The organism is Streptomyces sp. H39-S7 (assembly GCF_027158205.1).
Lineage (GTDB): Bacteria > Actinomycetota > Actinomycetes > Streptomycetales > Streptomycetaceae > Actinacidiphila.
Genome location: NZ_JAPVLU010000031.1, coordinates 85,652 through 100,712, shown reverse-complemented (window position 1 = coordinate 100,712; position 15,061 = coordinate 85,652). Strand labels below are relative to the sequence as shown.

Annotated in this window: 4 protein-coding genes; 3 read left to right on the top strand and 1 reads right to left on the bottom strand. The window is 72.7% G+C overall.

Going from position 1 to position 15,061, the window contains the following annotated elements; genetic code table 11:
• Positions 1 to 42: 42 nt before the first annotated feature.
• The 3 genes from O3X23_RS27465 (at position 43) to O3X23_RS27455 (ending at position 13,783) form a co-directional block, all read left to right on the top strand.
• Complete coding sequence (locus tag O3X23_RS27465) at positions 43 to 7,341, top strand: SpvB/TcaC N-terminal domain-containing protein (protein WP_269274255.1); 7,299 nt, start codon at positions 43 to 45, stop codon at positions 7,339 to 7,341.
• A gap of 95 nt (positions 7,342 to 7,436) precedes the next feature.
• Positions 7,437 to 12,722 (top strand): neuraminidase-like domain-containing protein, encoded by a 5,286-nt coding sequence (locus O3X23_RS27460; RefSeq protein ID WP_269274254.1) that lies wholly within the window; start codon positions 7,437 to 7,439, stop codon positions 12,720 to 12,722.
• A gap of 293 nt (positions 12,723 to 13,015) precedes the next feature.
• Positions 13,016 to 13,783 (top strand): IclR family transcriptional regulator, encoded by a 768-nt coding sequence (locus O3X23_RS27455; protein ID WP_269274253.1) that lies wholly within the window; start codon positions 13,016 to 13,018, stop codon positions 13,781 to 13,783.
• A gap of 158 nt (positions 13,784 to 13,941) precedes the next feature.
• On the opposite strand, the gene O3X23_RS27450 is transcribed toward O3X23_RS27455, so the two are convergent.
• Entirely contained in the window at positions 13,942 to 15,039 is a 1,098-nt protein-coding gene (locus O3X23_RS27450; protein WP_269274252.1) for a YncE family protein, read from the bottom strand.
• Positions 15,040 to 15,061: the final 22 nt, after the last annotated feature.

Here is a 15,061-nt window from a genome sequence, read left to right as displayed (position 1 = left end):
CTCCAGCGGGGGATTCGGCGATGTCCAGGCGGGGGCGGACACATGGGTGACGGAGCGGATTCCACGGCGGAGGGCGCCGTTCTGTCGCTGCCCAAGGGCGGCGGCGCGGTCGGCGGGATCGGCGAGACGTTCGCTCCCGACCTGTTCACCGGGACGGGGAACTTCACCGTGCCGATCGCCGTCCCGGCCGGCCGGGCGGGGCTGGAACCGCACGTGTCGCTGGCGTACAGCACCGGGGGCGGCAACGGGCCGTTCGGGCTGGGATGGCAGCTGAGTCTGCCGGGGGTGTCCCGCAAGACCTCCCGCGGGATACCGCGGTACGCGGACGCGGCCGGGCCTGGGGCGGAGAAGGCCGACGTGTTCGTCCTGTCGGGAGCCGAGGACCTGGTTCCCGTCGACGGCGGCCGTCCGGGGCGGGTGCGGTACCGGCCGCGTACGGAGGGGCTGTTCGCGCGGATCGAGCACGTCCTGGACGACTCCGGGAACTACTGGGAGGTCCGCGGCAAGGACGGCCTGCTGACCCGCTACGGCACGCCCCGTCCGGCCGGCGCGGACGCGGCCTGGCGCGACCCCGCCGTGGTGGCCGATCCGGCGGACGCGAACCGCGTCTTCGGGTGGCGGATCACCAGGACCGAGGACGCGCTGGGCAACCTGATCCGCTACGACTACCTGCGCGACCGCGGCCAGGAGCCCGGGCACACCTGGGACCAGCCGCTGCTCGCCCGGATCTCCTACGCGGACTACGGGAACCGTGCCGAGCCGTCGTTCCTCGTCGCGGTGGACTTCGCCTACGAGGCGCGGCCGGACGCGTTCTCCGAGCACCGGGCCGGCTTCGAGGTGCGGACGGCGTTGCGCTGCCGCACCGTCCGGGTGACCACGCACGCCGCCGACGGCATCGCCCGGGTGGCCCGCGAGTGCCGCTTCACGTACCAGCAGGCCCCGTTCAACGGTGTGTCGCTGCTGACGCGTCTCGACGTGGTCGGCATCGACGACCAGGGCGTGCCCCCCGGGCAGGAGCCGGCGACGGAGAGCCTGCCGCCGCTGACGTTCGGCTACTCGGGCTTCGGCCCGGCCGGGCGCCGGTTCGAAGCGGTGGACGGGCCGGGCCTGCCGGCGGTGTCGCTGAGCGATCCGGCGCTGGCCCTGGTCGACCTGCGGGGGACCGGACTTCCCGACCTGGTCGAGCTCGGGGCCGCCGCGCGCTTCTGGCGCAACGCCGGCGGCGGCCGGTTCGAACTTCCCCGGCAGCTGGCCGAGGCCCCGCCGGCGTCCCTCGCCGATCCCGGCGTGCGGTTCCTGGACGCCGACGGTGACGGCCGCGCCGATCTGGTCGTGCCCGCGACAGCCACGGGGGCACACACCGGGGGCGCCGTGGCGGGCTACTACCCGATGAGCTTCGCGGGCGGTTGGAGCCGACGCTCGTTCCGGCCCTACCGGCAGTCGCCGTCGGTCGGGTTCGCCGATCCCCAGGTGCGCCTCGTCGACCTGGACGGTGACGGACTGACGGACGTGCTGCACTCCGGCACCCGTCTGGAGTGCTGGTTCAACGACCCCGACCCCCGCAAGGCGTGGCAGCGCACCGCGCAGAGCGCCGACGGCCCGCCGGTGGACCTGGCCGACCCCCTGGTGCGGCTCGCGGACATGACCGGCGACGGGCTGCAGGACCTCGTGCGGCTCCGCAACGGGAACGTCACGTACTGGCCCAACCAGGGCCACGGCCGCTGGGGCGCGCGGGTGGTGATGCGCCGCTCGCCCCGGCTGCCGGACCGCTTCGACCCGCGCCGGCTGCTGCTCGGCGACGTCGACGGGGACGGCGCGGCCGATCTGGTCTACGTCGACCACGGGCGAGTGCTGTTGTGGGGCAACCGGTCCGGCGGCGCCTGGACCGAACAGCCCGTCACGATCACCGGAACGCCGGGCGCGACGAGCGGTGACTCCCTGCAACTCGCCGACCTGCACGGGACCGGGATGGCCGGGCTGCTCTTCAGCCGGGCCGCCGACGGGTCGGGGAGGGCGCACCTGCGGTTCCTGGACTTCGCGGGAGGGGTCAAGCCGCACCTGCTGACCTCGATGGACAACCACCTCGGCGCCACCACCCGCGTCACGTACACACCCTCGACGCAGGAGTACCTGCGCGACCAGGGCAGCCCGGCGACCCGCTGGCGCACCCCCCTGCCCTTCCCCGTGCACGTGGTGTCCCACGTCGAGGTGGCCGACGCGCTCTCCGGCGGCCGGCTGACCACCCAGTACCGGTACCACCACGGCTACTGGGACGGTGTGGAGCGGGAGTTCCGCGGGTTCGCGATGGTCGAGCACCGCGACAGCGAGGCCTTCGGACCGCAGCCCAGGACCGGGCCCGGCGCCGTGCCCGACGGGCACTTCTCACCGCCGACCCTCACGAAGAGCTGGTTCCACCCCGGGCCGGTCGCCGCCGCCGAGGCGGGGGAGTGGGCCGAACCGGACCTGCGGCACGAGTACTCCGGCCTGGACACCCCGATACTGTCCCGGCCGCCGGAGCAGATCGCGTTCCTGGCCGGCCTGCCCCGCAGCGCCCGCAGGTCCGCGCTGCGCACGCTGCGCGGACAATTGCTGCGCACGGAGCTGTACGCCCTGGACGGCACCGATCGCGAGCACCGCCCCTACACCGTCACCGAGACCCTCTCCGGGGTGCGGGAGGAGTCGCCCGGTCCGCCCGGGGACCCGTCGCCGGACGCCCGCGAGCGGATCTTCTTCCCGTTCGTCCTCGGCAGCCGGACCACGCAGTACGAGCGCGGCGACGACCCGCTGACCCGGTTCGCCTTCCCCACCGACCATGACGGGTACGGGTTCCCGGCAGGACAGATCGCCGTCGCCGTCCCGCGGGGCCGTGACCCGATGACCTCGGTCGCGGCAGCGCCGCAGCCCTACCTGGCCACGTACACGACCACCGAGTACGCCCGCCGCGACGACACCGGGCACTACCTGGTCGACCGGGTCGCCAGAACGACCGGCTACGAGGTCGTCAACGACGGCCGGCTCAGCGTCGACCGGTTGCGCGACGCGATCCTCGCCGGCCCGGCGCCGGCCGGCCCGGCACTGCGCGTGATCGCGCACGCCCGCACGTACTACGACGGCGACGCGTTCACCGGCCTGCCGCTCGGCACCCTCGGCGAGCACGGGCTGGCGGTGCGGGCGGAGTCCCTCGCGTTCACGGATGCCTTCCTCGACGCCCTCCACCCGGCCGGTGACCCGCTCGCGGTCGGCCCGCGGCCGGTCTACCTGGCCCCCGGCGGAGTCACCACCTGGCCGGCGCAGTACCCACCCGAGTTCCGCGCCGCGCTTCCCGGCCTCGCCGGGTACACGCACTACACGGACAGCGCCGTGCCCGGATCGCCGGGCGGGTACTACGTGACCGGCGCGCGGCACCGCTACGACGTGCACGTCGCCGGCCGGGTGCCGCGAGGACTGCCGGTCGCGTCGCTCGACCCGCTGGGCGCGCTGAGCCAGATCGTCCACGACGAGCACGACCTGCTGCCGGTGCGGTCGGTCGATCCCGCCGGGATGGCGAGTGAGGCGGCGACCGACTACCGGTTGCTGCGCCCCCACACGGTGACCGACGCCAACGGCAACACCGTCTCGGTGGCCTTCTCCCCGACCGGACTGGTCACCGCCCAGTACGTGCGGGGCAAGAACGGCGAGGGCGACCGCGCCGCACCGGGCGCGCGGATGACCTACGACCTGCTCGCGTTCTCCGAGCGCGGTGAGCCGGCTTCGGTGCGCACCGTACGGCGGGTGCACCACGACCTGGACACCGACGTCCCGGCCGCCGAGCGCGACGAGACGATCGTGTCGGTGACGTACTCCGACGGGTTCGGCCGGCTGCTGCAGACCCGGTCGCAGGCCGAGGACACCCTCTTCGGCGACCCGGTCCACGGCGGCGGCGTCCTGCCCGCCGAGGACCTCGCGCCGGGCGGCGACACCACCGGGCGGACCCGGCGGCCGTCGGACCCCGACAACGTGATCGTCTCCGGCTGGCAGGTGTACGACAACAAGAGCCGGGTGGTGATGAAGTACGAGCCGTTCCTCTCCACCGGTTTCGGCTACGGGCAGCCGCTCGACGCCCAGCTCGGGCAGAAGGCGACGATGTTCCACGACCCCCGGGGTCAGGTCGTCCGCACGCTGAACCCGGACGGCAGCGAGCAGCGCGTGCTCTTCGGAGTCCCCGCCGACCCGGCGGTTCCCGAGGTGTTCGCCCCGACGCCGTGGGAGTCCCACACCTACGACGCGAACGACAACGCGGGCCGCACCCACAGCGAGAGCGCCGCACCCTACCGCGGGCACTGGAACACCCCCGCCGGTATGGAGATCGACGCACTGGGCCGCACGGTGCGCGCCGTCGCGCGCAACGGCGTGGCCGACGCGGACCGCTTCACCACCCGGTCCGCCTACGACATCCTCGGCAACCTCGTCTCGATCACCGACGCGCTCGGCCGGCCGGCCGTCACGTGCGTCTTCGACGTGGCCGGGCGGCGCTGGCGGATGGACGGCGTCGACACCGGACGCCACGACGCGGTGCCCGACGTGCTCGGCCGCCCGGTCGAAACGCGTGACAGCAAGGGCGCGATGACGCTCTGCACGTTCGACGTGCTGCACCGGCCGAGCCGGGTGTGGGCGGCGCGCGACGGGCTGGCCGGGACGGTGACGCTGCGCCAGTTCGTCGAGTACGGCGACGGCGGCACCGCCGCGCAGCCGCCCGCCGCCCGCTCGGCCGCTCGCGCGCTGAACCTGCTCGGCCGGCCGGTACGCCAGCACGACGAGGCCGGACTGGTCTCGGTCGCGGCGGCCGACTTCAAGGGCAACGTCCTGGAGAGCACCCGGCGGGTGGTCGCCGACGCGCCGGTCCTCGAGACGTACAGGACGGCCAGGAGCAAGGAGTGGAAGGTGGTGCCGTTCCAGATCGAGTGGACGCCGGCAGCCGGCCAGACCCAGGTCGACCGTGACGCGCAGTTGCTGGAGCCCGGCGGCTACACCACCACGACGCGCCGGGACGCGCTCAACCGGATCGTCCGGCATGTGCTGCCGACCGACGTGGAGGGGCACCGCAGGGAGCTGCGGCCGACGTACAACAGGGCGGGCGCGCTGGAACAGGTGCGCCTGGACGACGTGGTGTACGTGCGGCGGATCACGTACGACGCCACCGGCCGGCGGACCCTCATCGCCCACGGCAACGGGGTGATCACCCGCTACGCGTACGACCCGCGCACGTTCCGGCTGCTCCGGCTGCGCAGCGAGCGCTACACGCTCGTCGACGACGTCACCTACCGCCCGTCCGGAGAGCCGCTGCAGGACTCCCACTACGACTACGACCTGGTCGGGAACCTCCTGACGCTGCGGGACCGGGCGCCCGGCAGCGGCATCCCCGACAACCCCGACGCGCTGGCTGCCACCGACCCGGTGCTGCGCAAGCTGCTGGGCAGCGGCGACGCGCTCGACCGGCGGTTCACCTACGACCCGGTCTACCGGCTGCTCACCGCGACCGGCCGCGAGCACCAGGCGCCGCCTCCCGGCGACCCGTGGCCCGGCCTGCCGCGCGGCACCGACGTCACGAAGGCGCAGCCGTACACGGAGGCGTACCAGTACGACGCGGCGGACAACCTGCTGAGCCTCGGCCACAGCGGCACCGGCGGCTTCCGGCGTGACTTCACCCTGGTGGCCGGCGGCAACCGGCTGCGGCGGATGTCCGTCGGGGCGACGCCGTACGACTACACCTACGACGGCAGCGGCAACCTGGTCGCCGAGACGACCTCGCGGCACTTCGAGTGGAACCACGCCGACCGGATGACGGCCTTCGCCACCCAGACCGCGGGCGCCGAGCCGTCCGTGCACGCCCAGTACCTCTACGACGCGACCGGACAGCGCGTGAAGAAGCTCGTCCGCCGTCAGGGCGGCGCCGTGGACGTCACCCACTACCTGGACGGGGTGTTCGAGCACCACCGCTGGGCGCCCGCTGCCACGTCCTCGACGGCCGCGCCCGCCGCCGCCCCCGCGGCCCGCGAGAACAACCACGTGCACGTGATGGACGACCACCGGCGCGTCGCACTCGTCCGCGTCGGGGCCGCCCACCCCGACGACCGCGGCCCGGCCATCGCCTTCCACCTCGGTGACCACCTCGGCAGCAGCACCGCCGTCCTCGACGAGGCCGGAACCCTCACCAACCGCGAGGAGTACTCCCCGTACGGGGAGACCAGTTTCGGCAGCCACGCCCGCAAGCGCTACCGGTTCACCGGCTGCGAGCGCGACGAGGAGAGCGGCCTGAGCTACCACCAGGCGCGCTACTTCGCCCCGTGGAACGGGAGATGGTGCAGCAGCGACCCGCTGGGGATCGTCGACGGGCTCAACCTCTACCTGTACGTCCGCGCCAACCCGCTGCGGACGGTGGACCCGCGCGGCACGAACGGTGACGGTGTGAACGACGCCCTGGACGGGGCGTTGAGCCGGATCGACGCGGTGGAGAACCCGTTCACCGCGGACGGGAAGGCCGGCTCGCGACCCATCTCCATGGACATCGACGAACCGCTGCCGGTGGGGGAGAGCGGCATCTCCGCCGCCGACGCACGCGCCAGGGCCCTCGACGGGTCGAACCGTCAGCTGCTCGACCAGGCGACCAACCGGCGCACCAAGTACCTCGGCACCGATGCGAGAGCGACGAACCTCAGCCGTGCGGCCGTCTCGGTGACCGAGGACGCCAACATCCTCATGACGCGGAACTTCAACGAGATCACCGAGATGAGGACGATCTTCGCCCAGGCCGCCGCGAGGATCCGTGATCCCGCGGGGATGCGGCCCACGGCGCTCAAGGACGCGATCAACCGGAACGTCTGGGACATCATCAAGACCGACACCGGTTCCGCGGCGACCCGGGTGCGGAACGCCCTGGGCGAACTCGGATTCGAGAACGTGCCGGGCAAGGGGTTCCGGATGCGGGCGCCCGCCGGGTCCTCCGGCGGATCGCCGGCCCTGGCGGCCGAGGAGTCGATGGCGGTCGAGGCCGCGGAAGTGGGCTCCGGTCTCAGCAGGGCCGGACGCGTCCTCGGGTTCGTCGGCAAGGCGGCCATCGCCATCCCCGTCGCCTACCGCTCCTTCATGGTCGGCGCCTACCTGCGCGAAGGGCACGGATGGGCGGCGCTGCGGCAGGTGGGACTGCTCGCCTGGGACCTGTCGCCCGGCCCGCTCATGCTGGCGTCGGCGAACGCCCGGCAGGAGCTCACCAACCAGGTCCGGGCCACCATCCACGACCCGAAGCAGGCGGAGCAGGCCCTGCGCATGTCCTGCCTCTCCTGGTCGCCCTCCTGTCACCAGTGAACAGCTCTTTCCACCGGCCGTGACGGCCGGTCCCACCGCCGCCCACCGCCGGGCGGACGACCGCGCACTTCCTGAGATCTCGGACGGGGATTCCCATGACGGACAGCGAACTATCAACCGTGGACACCGCACCGGTCGTGTCCATCATCGAGCAGCCCGGGCCGCCGCCGGCCGACATCCCGCCGAGCGTGAGTGTGATCGCGCCGACCGCACGGGTGGTGGCGGGGATCGCCACCACGATCGGGGTGAGCGCGTTCCCCGGTGCGACCTTCCGGTGGGACTTCATCCACGGGGGCTGGCTGTCGTCCCCCCTCGTCACCTACGTGCAGACGGCCGTCAGCGTCGACGGGGTCGAGAAGGTCCGGGAGAACCGGAGCGGCGGAAACTTCACGCTGACGTTCCCGACCCCCGGTACGCACTCCGTCACCGCGCTGGCGGTCACCAACGGGTCGCAGACCTTCGTCTCCCTCCCGGTCGGCGTCCCGGTGGCGGCGGCCCTGCCGCCCGCGTTCACGGTGACGGCACCGGCCGAGGGCGCGGTGGTCGACCTGGGGGAGGGCGGCGGGACGGTCGACGTGCAGCTCAGCCTTCCGGCCGACGTGTTCTTCCCGGTCACGGTCACCATCGCCCTGGACGGCCGGACCGTGTCGACCGAGACGATCTCCAGCACCCAGTACCTGAAGACCCTCACCCCCGGCCCCACGCCGATCGGACCCCGGCCGATCGCGGTGACCGTCGGCGACCGGGACAACTTCACGTCCACGAAGATCCGCATGATCACCGGTCGTGACGTCGGGAAGCCCCGCGTACCCGTCGTGCCGCAGTCCGACGTCGTCGGCGACGCGAGCGGGCACGCCATCGCCCACCTCAACGGGACCGCGGAGGACGCCCAGAGCGGGATGGCCGGCGGGAGTTCCGGCGTGGCCTGGGCCCTCAGCCGGGACGGAGCCAGAACGCCGGCCCAGGCCCTGTCGGGCAGCGACTTCCGCAACTGGCACGCCGACGTGCCGCTGGTCGGGTTCGGCGCCCACACGGTCTTCGTGTGGGCGACCGACGCGGCGGGCAACACGATGCCGCAACCGACGGAGTTCCCGGTCGGGGTCATCAGCGACTTCCTGCCGAAGACGCTGGAGGAGCGGCTGAACGAACGGGAGTACCTCGTCGCGCTGCTGTCCTTCTGCCAGGAACAGGTCAAGGTGCCGGGGCCGCCCGAAGCCCCGCTGGACACCGCCACCCTGGTCCAGGTGCTGGGTCAGCCGCTCGACCGGCTGAGCCAGCCGCTGTCGGCGGCCGCGGACCGGGGCAACGCCGAGATCAACCAACTGCGCGTGCCCGTCGAACTGCTCCGGGCGCGCATCACCGCCACCAAGACCCCCACCGGCCCCGGAGAGGCCGGCGAGACGGCCTACCGCACCGCGGCGTACGCGTCGCTGCTCGCCGCGGTGGGCACCTCCTACGCCGAGCTGCGGCTGGTGCGGGGCGCCGCGCCCGCCGTCCGGGCGGCGCTGGCCGCGCGACTGGGCATCCGGCTCTCGGCGGCCAAACCCGACGAGCTGGACCAACTGGTCCTGGACGGGCCCGGGCTCACCGAGACGGCGCTGGAGACCCTCTTCGGTCTCACGTCCACCACCCGGTCCGACCCGCTGCGCACCCCGTCGACCCCGCTCCTGCTCACCTGGCAACTGGCCGGGCTGGCACTGTCCTGGGCGGACCAGGACCGGCACCCGAACACGCCGCGCACCTACGGCGTGCTCGCCGACCCGGAGGTGATCGGTGCCGCCGACGTCGTCGACGGCCCGAACGGTGAACCCGTCCGCCTGCTGCTGACGCAGCGGGCCACGACGCTCACCGCCTACGAGCAGATGCTCGACGCACTGCGCACCGCCGCCACCACCCCCGTCCTGGGGCTCACGGCCATGGTCACCAAGGCGCTGCCCGGCGTCGATCTCGCCCGGTGGGAGAGCCAGGAGAACCAGGGCACCGACATCGGCAACCTGCTGGCTTCGGCCGGCCTGAGCCGCCCCGGGTTCCTCCTGCTGCGCAAGCTTGCCCGGCTCGCCGCCGGCGGCAACCTCACGTCCGCCGAGTGGAAGGACGCCGTCTCGGTGCTCACCGGCGCCCACAAGCGCCAGCTCTTCCCGGTCTGGACGGGCCAGGAGACCGCGTTCGCGCTCTCCCCCGACTACTTCGTCCTCTCCGGCACCGGCCCGCAGGCCAACCCGTACCGTGTCGACGGCGCCGCCCGGCATGACTGGCAGTCCGTGCTGCGCGGCCGGACCACCCAGCGCGAGGACGTCGTCGAAGGGAGCGCCCAGGCCGTGAGGGCGGCCGAGCAGACCGCCCTGCCGCTCCTGCGCGACGCCCTGCTCGTCGACCTGGCGCCCACGACCACGGGTGTCGTCGGCGAGGAGATGACGGCCCTGTTCCTCGTCGACGTCCTCGCCGGCGGAACGCTGCGCACCACGCGCGTCAAGCAGGCACTGGAGAGCATCCAGTCGCTCCTGTCCGCCAAGCGGTCCGGTGAGATGCTGCCGACGCATCCCGCGTTCGGCTGGAAACTCGGCAACCCGGACGCGTTCACCCGCGCGTGGGTGTGGATGGGTGAGCTGGGAAGCTGGCAGGCGGCCACGACGGCGTTCCTGTTCCCCGAACGCAACCTCGACCCGACCCTGCTGGTGCCGCGCGGCCGGCAGCAGCTGAAGAACTTCTTCGAGGCCATCCGCGCGCCGGGCGCCTTCAGCGCGCAGAAGGCCGTGGACGCGGCGGCCGAGTACCTGCGCCAGCTGGGACTGGCCTTCTCGTACCTCGATCCGCCCAGGTCGGCCGCGCACCAGGACGCCCTGCGGAAACTGCAGACGGGCAAACCCGACGCGGAGAACCGGGAGACCTTCTGGGCCGTGCCCCTCCTGCTGGCCCAGCGCCTGCAGACCTCCGGCGACTACCGTGCGGCGCTCGACTGGTACTGGCTGGTGTACCCGTACGACGACGGCGTGGCCAAGTCGATCTACCTCCGGGTGACCACCGAGCCGTCGGCCCGCCCCGACCTCAAGTTCCCTCCCCAGTGGACGGAGAAGCTGGACCCGTTCGCGCTCGTGGAGAACCGGCCGGTCCCCTACACCCGTGCCTCGCTGCTGACGGTGATCCGCTGCCACGTCGACTTCGCGGACTCCGAGTTCAGCCGCGAGACCGATGAGTCGGTCGCCCACGCCAGGACCCTCTACCTCGCCGCCCGCCGGCTGCTGGCCGTCCCCGCGCTCCGGCCGCTCGTGCCGACGAACCCCGGTGAGCCGGCCCTGCCGATCCCGGAGCTGGAATCCCTGTCGGCACGGGTGAACGTCCAGCTCGCGAAGTTGCGGCAGGGCCGGAACATCGCCGGGATGGCCCGGACGCAGGGCGCCGTCGGGATGATCACGGTGAGCCAGCCCACCCCGTTCCGCTTCAAGGCGCTGATGGAGCGCACCCGGCAACTCGTCGCCCAGGCCGCGCAGATGGAAGCGGGATACCTCGCCGCACTGGAGAAGTACGACGACCGCAGCCTGCGGGCGTTCGACGCCGGGAAGGGCATCGACCTGGCCAACGCGCAGATCACCCTCGCCGCGGGCCGGCTGACCGAGGCCCGCGACGCGGTGAAGGCGGCCGAGGCCCAGGGCATCAAGGCCGGCGTCATGGGCAGGACCTACGAGCGGCAGATCAACCTGCCGCCGAACCGGTACGAGAGCGACCTGCTCAACCAGTACGGCGAGATGCGAGCCGTCAGGAACAAGATCGACGCCGCGGACACGGCCATTGGTGTCCTGCAACAGGCCTACAACGCGGCCGACCTCTCCGGTGCGGTCTTCTCCGGTGGCGCCCGGCAGGTCATAGCGTTGACCATCACCGCCGGACTGGTCGCCAAGGGGATCTTCCAGGCCAACGAGAACAACCTGCAGGCACAGATGGACGCCAACCAGCTCAAGGCCGGCATCGAACAGCGCAAGGACGAGTGGCGCCTGCAGAAGACCGCCGCGGAGCAGGACGCGCTGATCGCCGCCACCCAGGTCGTGACGGCCCGCGACCAAGTGGCGATCGCCACCCAGGAGCAGGCCATCGCCACCCTCCAGCGCGACCAGGCGACGGCGACGCTGAAGTTCCTCAACGACCAGTTCACCAACGCCGACCTGTACCTGTGGATGAGCAACACGCTCGGCGGGGTGTACCGGTACTTCCTGCAGCAGGCCACGGCCACCGCCCGGCTGGCGCAGGCGCAACTGGGCTTCGAGCGGGCGGAAGCCGCGCAGACCCTGATCGGCACCGACTACTGGCAGACGCCGGTCGAGACGCCCGACGCCACCGGTCAGGTCAACCGCCGGGGGCTGACCGGGGCGGAACGGCTCGCGCGGGACCTGAGCGGACTGGAGGAGTACGCCTTCCGCTCGGAACGCAGGCGGTTGAACCTGTCCCAGACGTTCTCCCTCGCCCAGCTCATGCCGGTGGAGTTCCTGGAGTTCCGGCGTACCGGAATCCTGGCCTTCGCCACGCCCATGTCCCTGTTCGAGCGGGACTTCCCCGGCCAGTACTGCCGGCTGATCAGCGAGGTGCGCACCAGCATCGTCGCGCTCGTTCCGCCCGACCGGGGTGTGCGCGCCACCCTGGCCTCCAACGGCATCTCCCGGGTGACCACCCGGCAGGGCAGCAACTTCAAGGACATCGTGGTCCGGCACGACCCCGGCGTGGTCGCCCTGACCTCGCCGGTCAACGCCAGCGGCGTCTTCCAACTCGACTCCCAGGCCGACATGCTGCGGCCCTTCGAGAGCAGCGGCGTGGACACCACCTGGGAGCTGCAACTGCCGCCCGCGGCCAACCCGCTGGACTTCTCCGCCATCGCCGACGTCATGATCACGATCGACTACACGGCGCTGTACGACGACGGCTACCGCGACCAGCTGATCACCCGGTTCAACGGCGCCCGGGAGCAGGGCTCCGACCGGGTGTTCAGCCTGGCGACCGACTTCCCCGACCAGTGGTACGACCTCAACAACCCCGTCGACCGCACGGCCCGCTCGGTCACGATCAATCTGCGGGACGTCGACTTCCCGGTCGGGATCTCCGGCCTGGTCACCTCCGCGCTCGCCGTCCGGCTCGACAGTGCTCAGCCGGTCCCCAACACCGTGGTTTCGCTGCGCCGCGCGACGGCCGGCGGCAACGCCACCACCACGGACGGCACGGCCAGCACCCGGCGGGGCAACGCCGCGAGCTGGGTGCGGCTCTACGGGACCAGCCCCAGGGGGGAGTGGCAGCTCGGTTTCGGCGAGGACGCCGCCGCGCTGTTCGAGTCCGGCAAGTTGGACGACATCCAGTTCGTCGTCAGCTGGACCGGCCAGGCCCCGGCCTGGGCCTCCTGACCCGATCCGACCCGACCACCACCGGCCCGGACGGGGCGTCGCGCACAGCGGCGTCCCGTCCGGGCTTTCGTCATGTCCGGCGGGCCGGCCGCAGGGTGACGCGTCGACCCGCCGGGTGCAGTACCCCCTGACCACACCGCTGTGCGTACGGAACTCACGTTCTCCGCAGCTGAACTCGAGCGCCGCCGGAGCCGTACCCCCGAGTGACACAGCCGGGAGCGGGGTACGAGCCGGCGTTCGGTCACCGGGGGCGGCGCACGCAGCCGTGACACATCGAGACGGGGGTCTCATCGATGAGGCAATTGGAAGAACGGTTGGACCGGCCGGAGGTATCCACGCCGGAGACCGGGCCGTCGGCGGATCTCTCGCGGTGGGCCGGCGGGCGCGGTGTGCTGCAGGGGGCGTTCGGACTCCTCGGTGCCGTCGACCGGGCCGGGGAGGCGGGACTGACGAGACTCGCGTCGGAGTGCGGGCTGCCCAAGACGACCGCGTACCGGCTGCTGGAGCAACTGGTCCAGCTGGACGCCGTCGAGCGGTGCCGCGGGGGATACCGGATGGGCCCGCGGATGTTCCGGCTCGGCCAGGAGTGGCAGCCGCATCCCGGGCTGCGGGCCGCGGTGCGGGAGCCCGTGCGCCGCCTGGTGGGCGCGACCGGCGCGACCGTGGGCGTCAGCGCGCTGCGGGAAGGACGGACGCTGGTGCTGAACTGGACGCCGGGCGAGGACACGGCCCTGCCGCCGCCGCGCAGCGGCACGGTCTGGCCCTGGTACACCGCGGCGGGCAAGGTGCTGGTGGCGGGCGCGGACCGCAGCCTCCCGCTCGACCGGCTCCCGGCCTCCTGGCCCCGTGAAGCGGCGGTGATCCGCGACCGCGGTGCGGCGTTCGACCGTGAGGAGGTGGTGCCGGGCGTGTGCTGCGTGGCGGTACCGCTGTACACCGCGGACGACGCCCCGGTGGCGGCGCTGTGCGTCCTGACCCATCCCGCGCAGCACTTGGAACGCCTCGCGGATGTCGTGCAGCGGACGGGCAGGGCGATCAGCGCGTCCCTCCGGGCCCGTTGAACCGGTGCGCCGATCCCCCGGGGCCGGTTCCGGCCCTCGCGGAGCTGCTGACGTCCGCTCCGGGATCCGCCCGCACGCTCCCGGACGGGGACTCCGTCCGGGAGCAGATCACTCAGGGCTGGCGCACGCCGGCGCTCTGAGCCCCTCGTCGGGCCGGGTCAGCGGCCGAAGGTGATGCGGTGGATCGAGTCGGGGTCGCCGCTGCCGCGGGCGCTGGACTTGTCCACCGCGAAGACGCCGCGCGGGGTGACCGTCACGTGGTTGGTCTTGGCGCCCGTCGCCAGCTCCGCGACGGTGGCGCCGGTGCGCGGGTTGACGACCTTGGTGGTGCCGGACGTCTGCAGGCCGACGTACAGCAGGCCGGAACGCGGGTCGGTGGCCACGGAGATGGTGCCCGCGCCGGTCTCGAGGGTCCGCTCGGTCGTGCCGGTGCGCACGTCGACCACGGTGACCCGGCCGTTCTTCAGGTCGGCGACGTAGGCGGTGCGGCCGGTGCGGTCCAGGGCCACATCGAGCAGCGAGCCGCCCGCGACCGGGATGAAGCGCGGCTCCACGGACGCCTTCGGCGACACGACGATCAGGCGTTCCTTGCTGAGGTCGGTGGCGTAGACGGTGCCGGTGCGCTGGTCGACGGTGAGTCCGGCGGGGCTCGAACCCTCCACGTGGACGCGGCGGATCTCCTTGAGCGTGCGGGTGTCGAAGACGACGACGCTGCCGTCGGCGAGGGCGGTGGCGTACGCGCGGTTGCGCGCCTCGTCGACCACGACCTCGCGGGAGTGCCTGACGCCCGGGAAGGTGGCGAGGTGCTTGCCGGTGCGCTGGCTGTAGACGGCGACCGAGTTGTTGCGGGTGTTGGTCGTCCAGACGGTGTCGTTGCGGTCGTCCACGGCCACGCCGTAGACCGCTTCGACGGCGCCGGTCGCGGTGTCGGTGACCGGCGGGGTGATGGACTTCTCGACCGTGAGGGTGCGCGGGTCGACCTTGAGCAACTGGGACGTGGTGCCGGAGGCCGCGGTGACCCAGAGGTCGTCGTGCCGCTGCGAGTACGCCGACTGGTAGAGGCCGCCGGTGAGTGCGGCCGAGGTCACCTGGTAGGTGGGGGCGGCGTGCCGGGAGGCCGATACCGTCTGCTCCGCCGGCGACTGCGCCATGGCCGTGCCGGCGTTGGCGCCACCGACCAGCGCGCTGACGACGAGTGCGGCGCTGATCGCGAGCGTCGCGCGGCGCCGGGTGGATCGGATGCCACTGTTACCCATGTCGACTCCTTGGATATCTACC

Excerpts from the sequence above, each read along its gene's own strand:
- O3X23_RS27465 (WP_269274255.1), top strand. The coding sequence starts at position 43 with ATGGGTGACGGAGCGGATTCCACGGCGGAGGGCGCCGTTCTGTCGCTG.
- O3X23_RS27460 (WP_269274254.1), top strand. The coding sequence starts at position 7,437 with ATGACGGACAGCGAACTATCAACCGTGGACACCGCACCGGTCGTGTCC.
- O3X23_RS27455 (WP_269274253.1), top strand. The coding sequence starts at position 13,016 with ATGAGGCAATTGGAAGAACGGTTGGACCGGCCGGAGGTATCCACGCCG.
- O3X23_RS27450 (WP_269274252.1), bottom strand. The coding sequence starts at position 15,039 with ATGGGTAACAGTGGCATCCGATCCACCCGGCGCCGCGCGACGCTCGCG.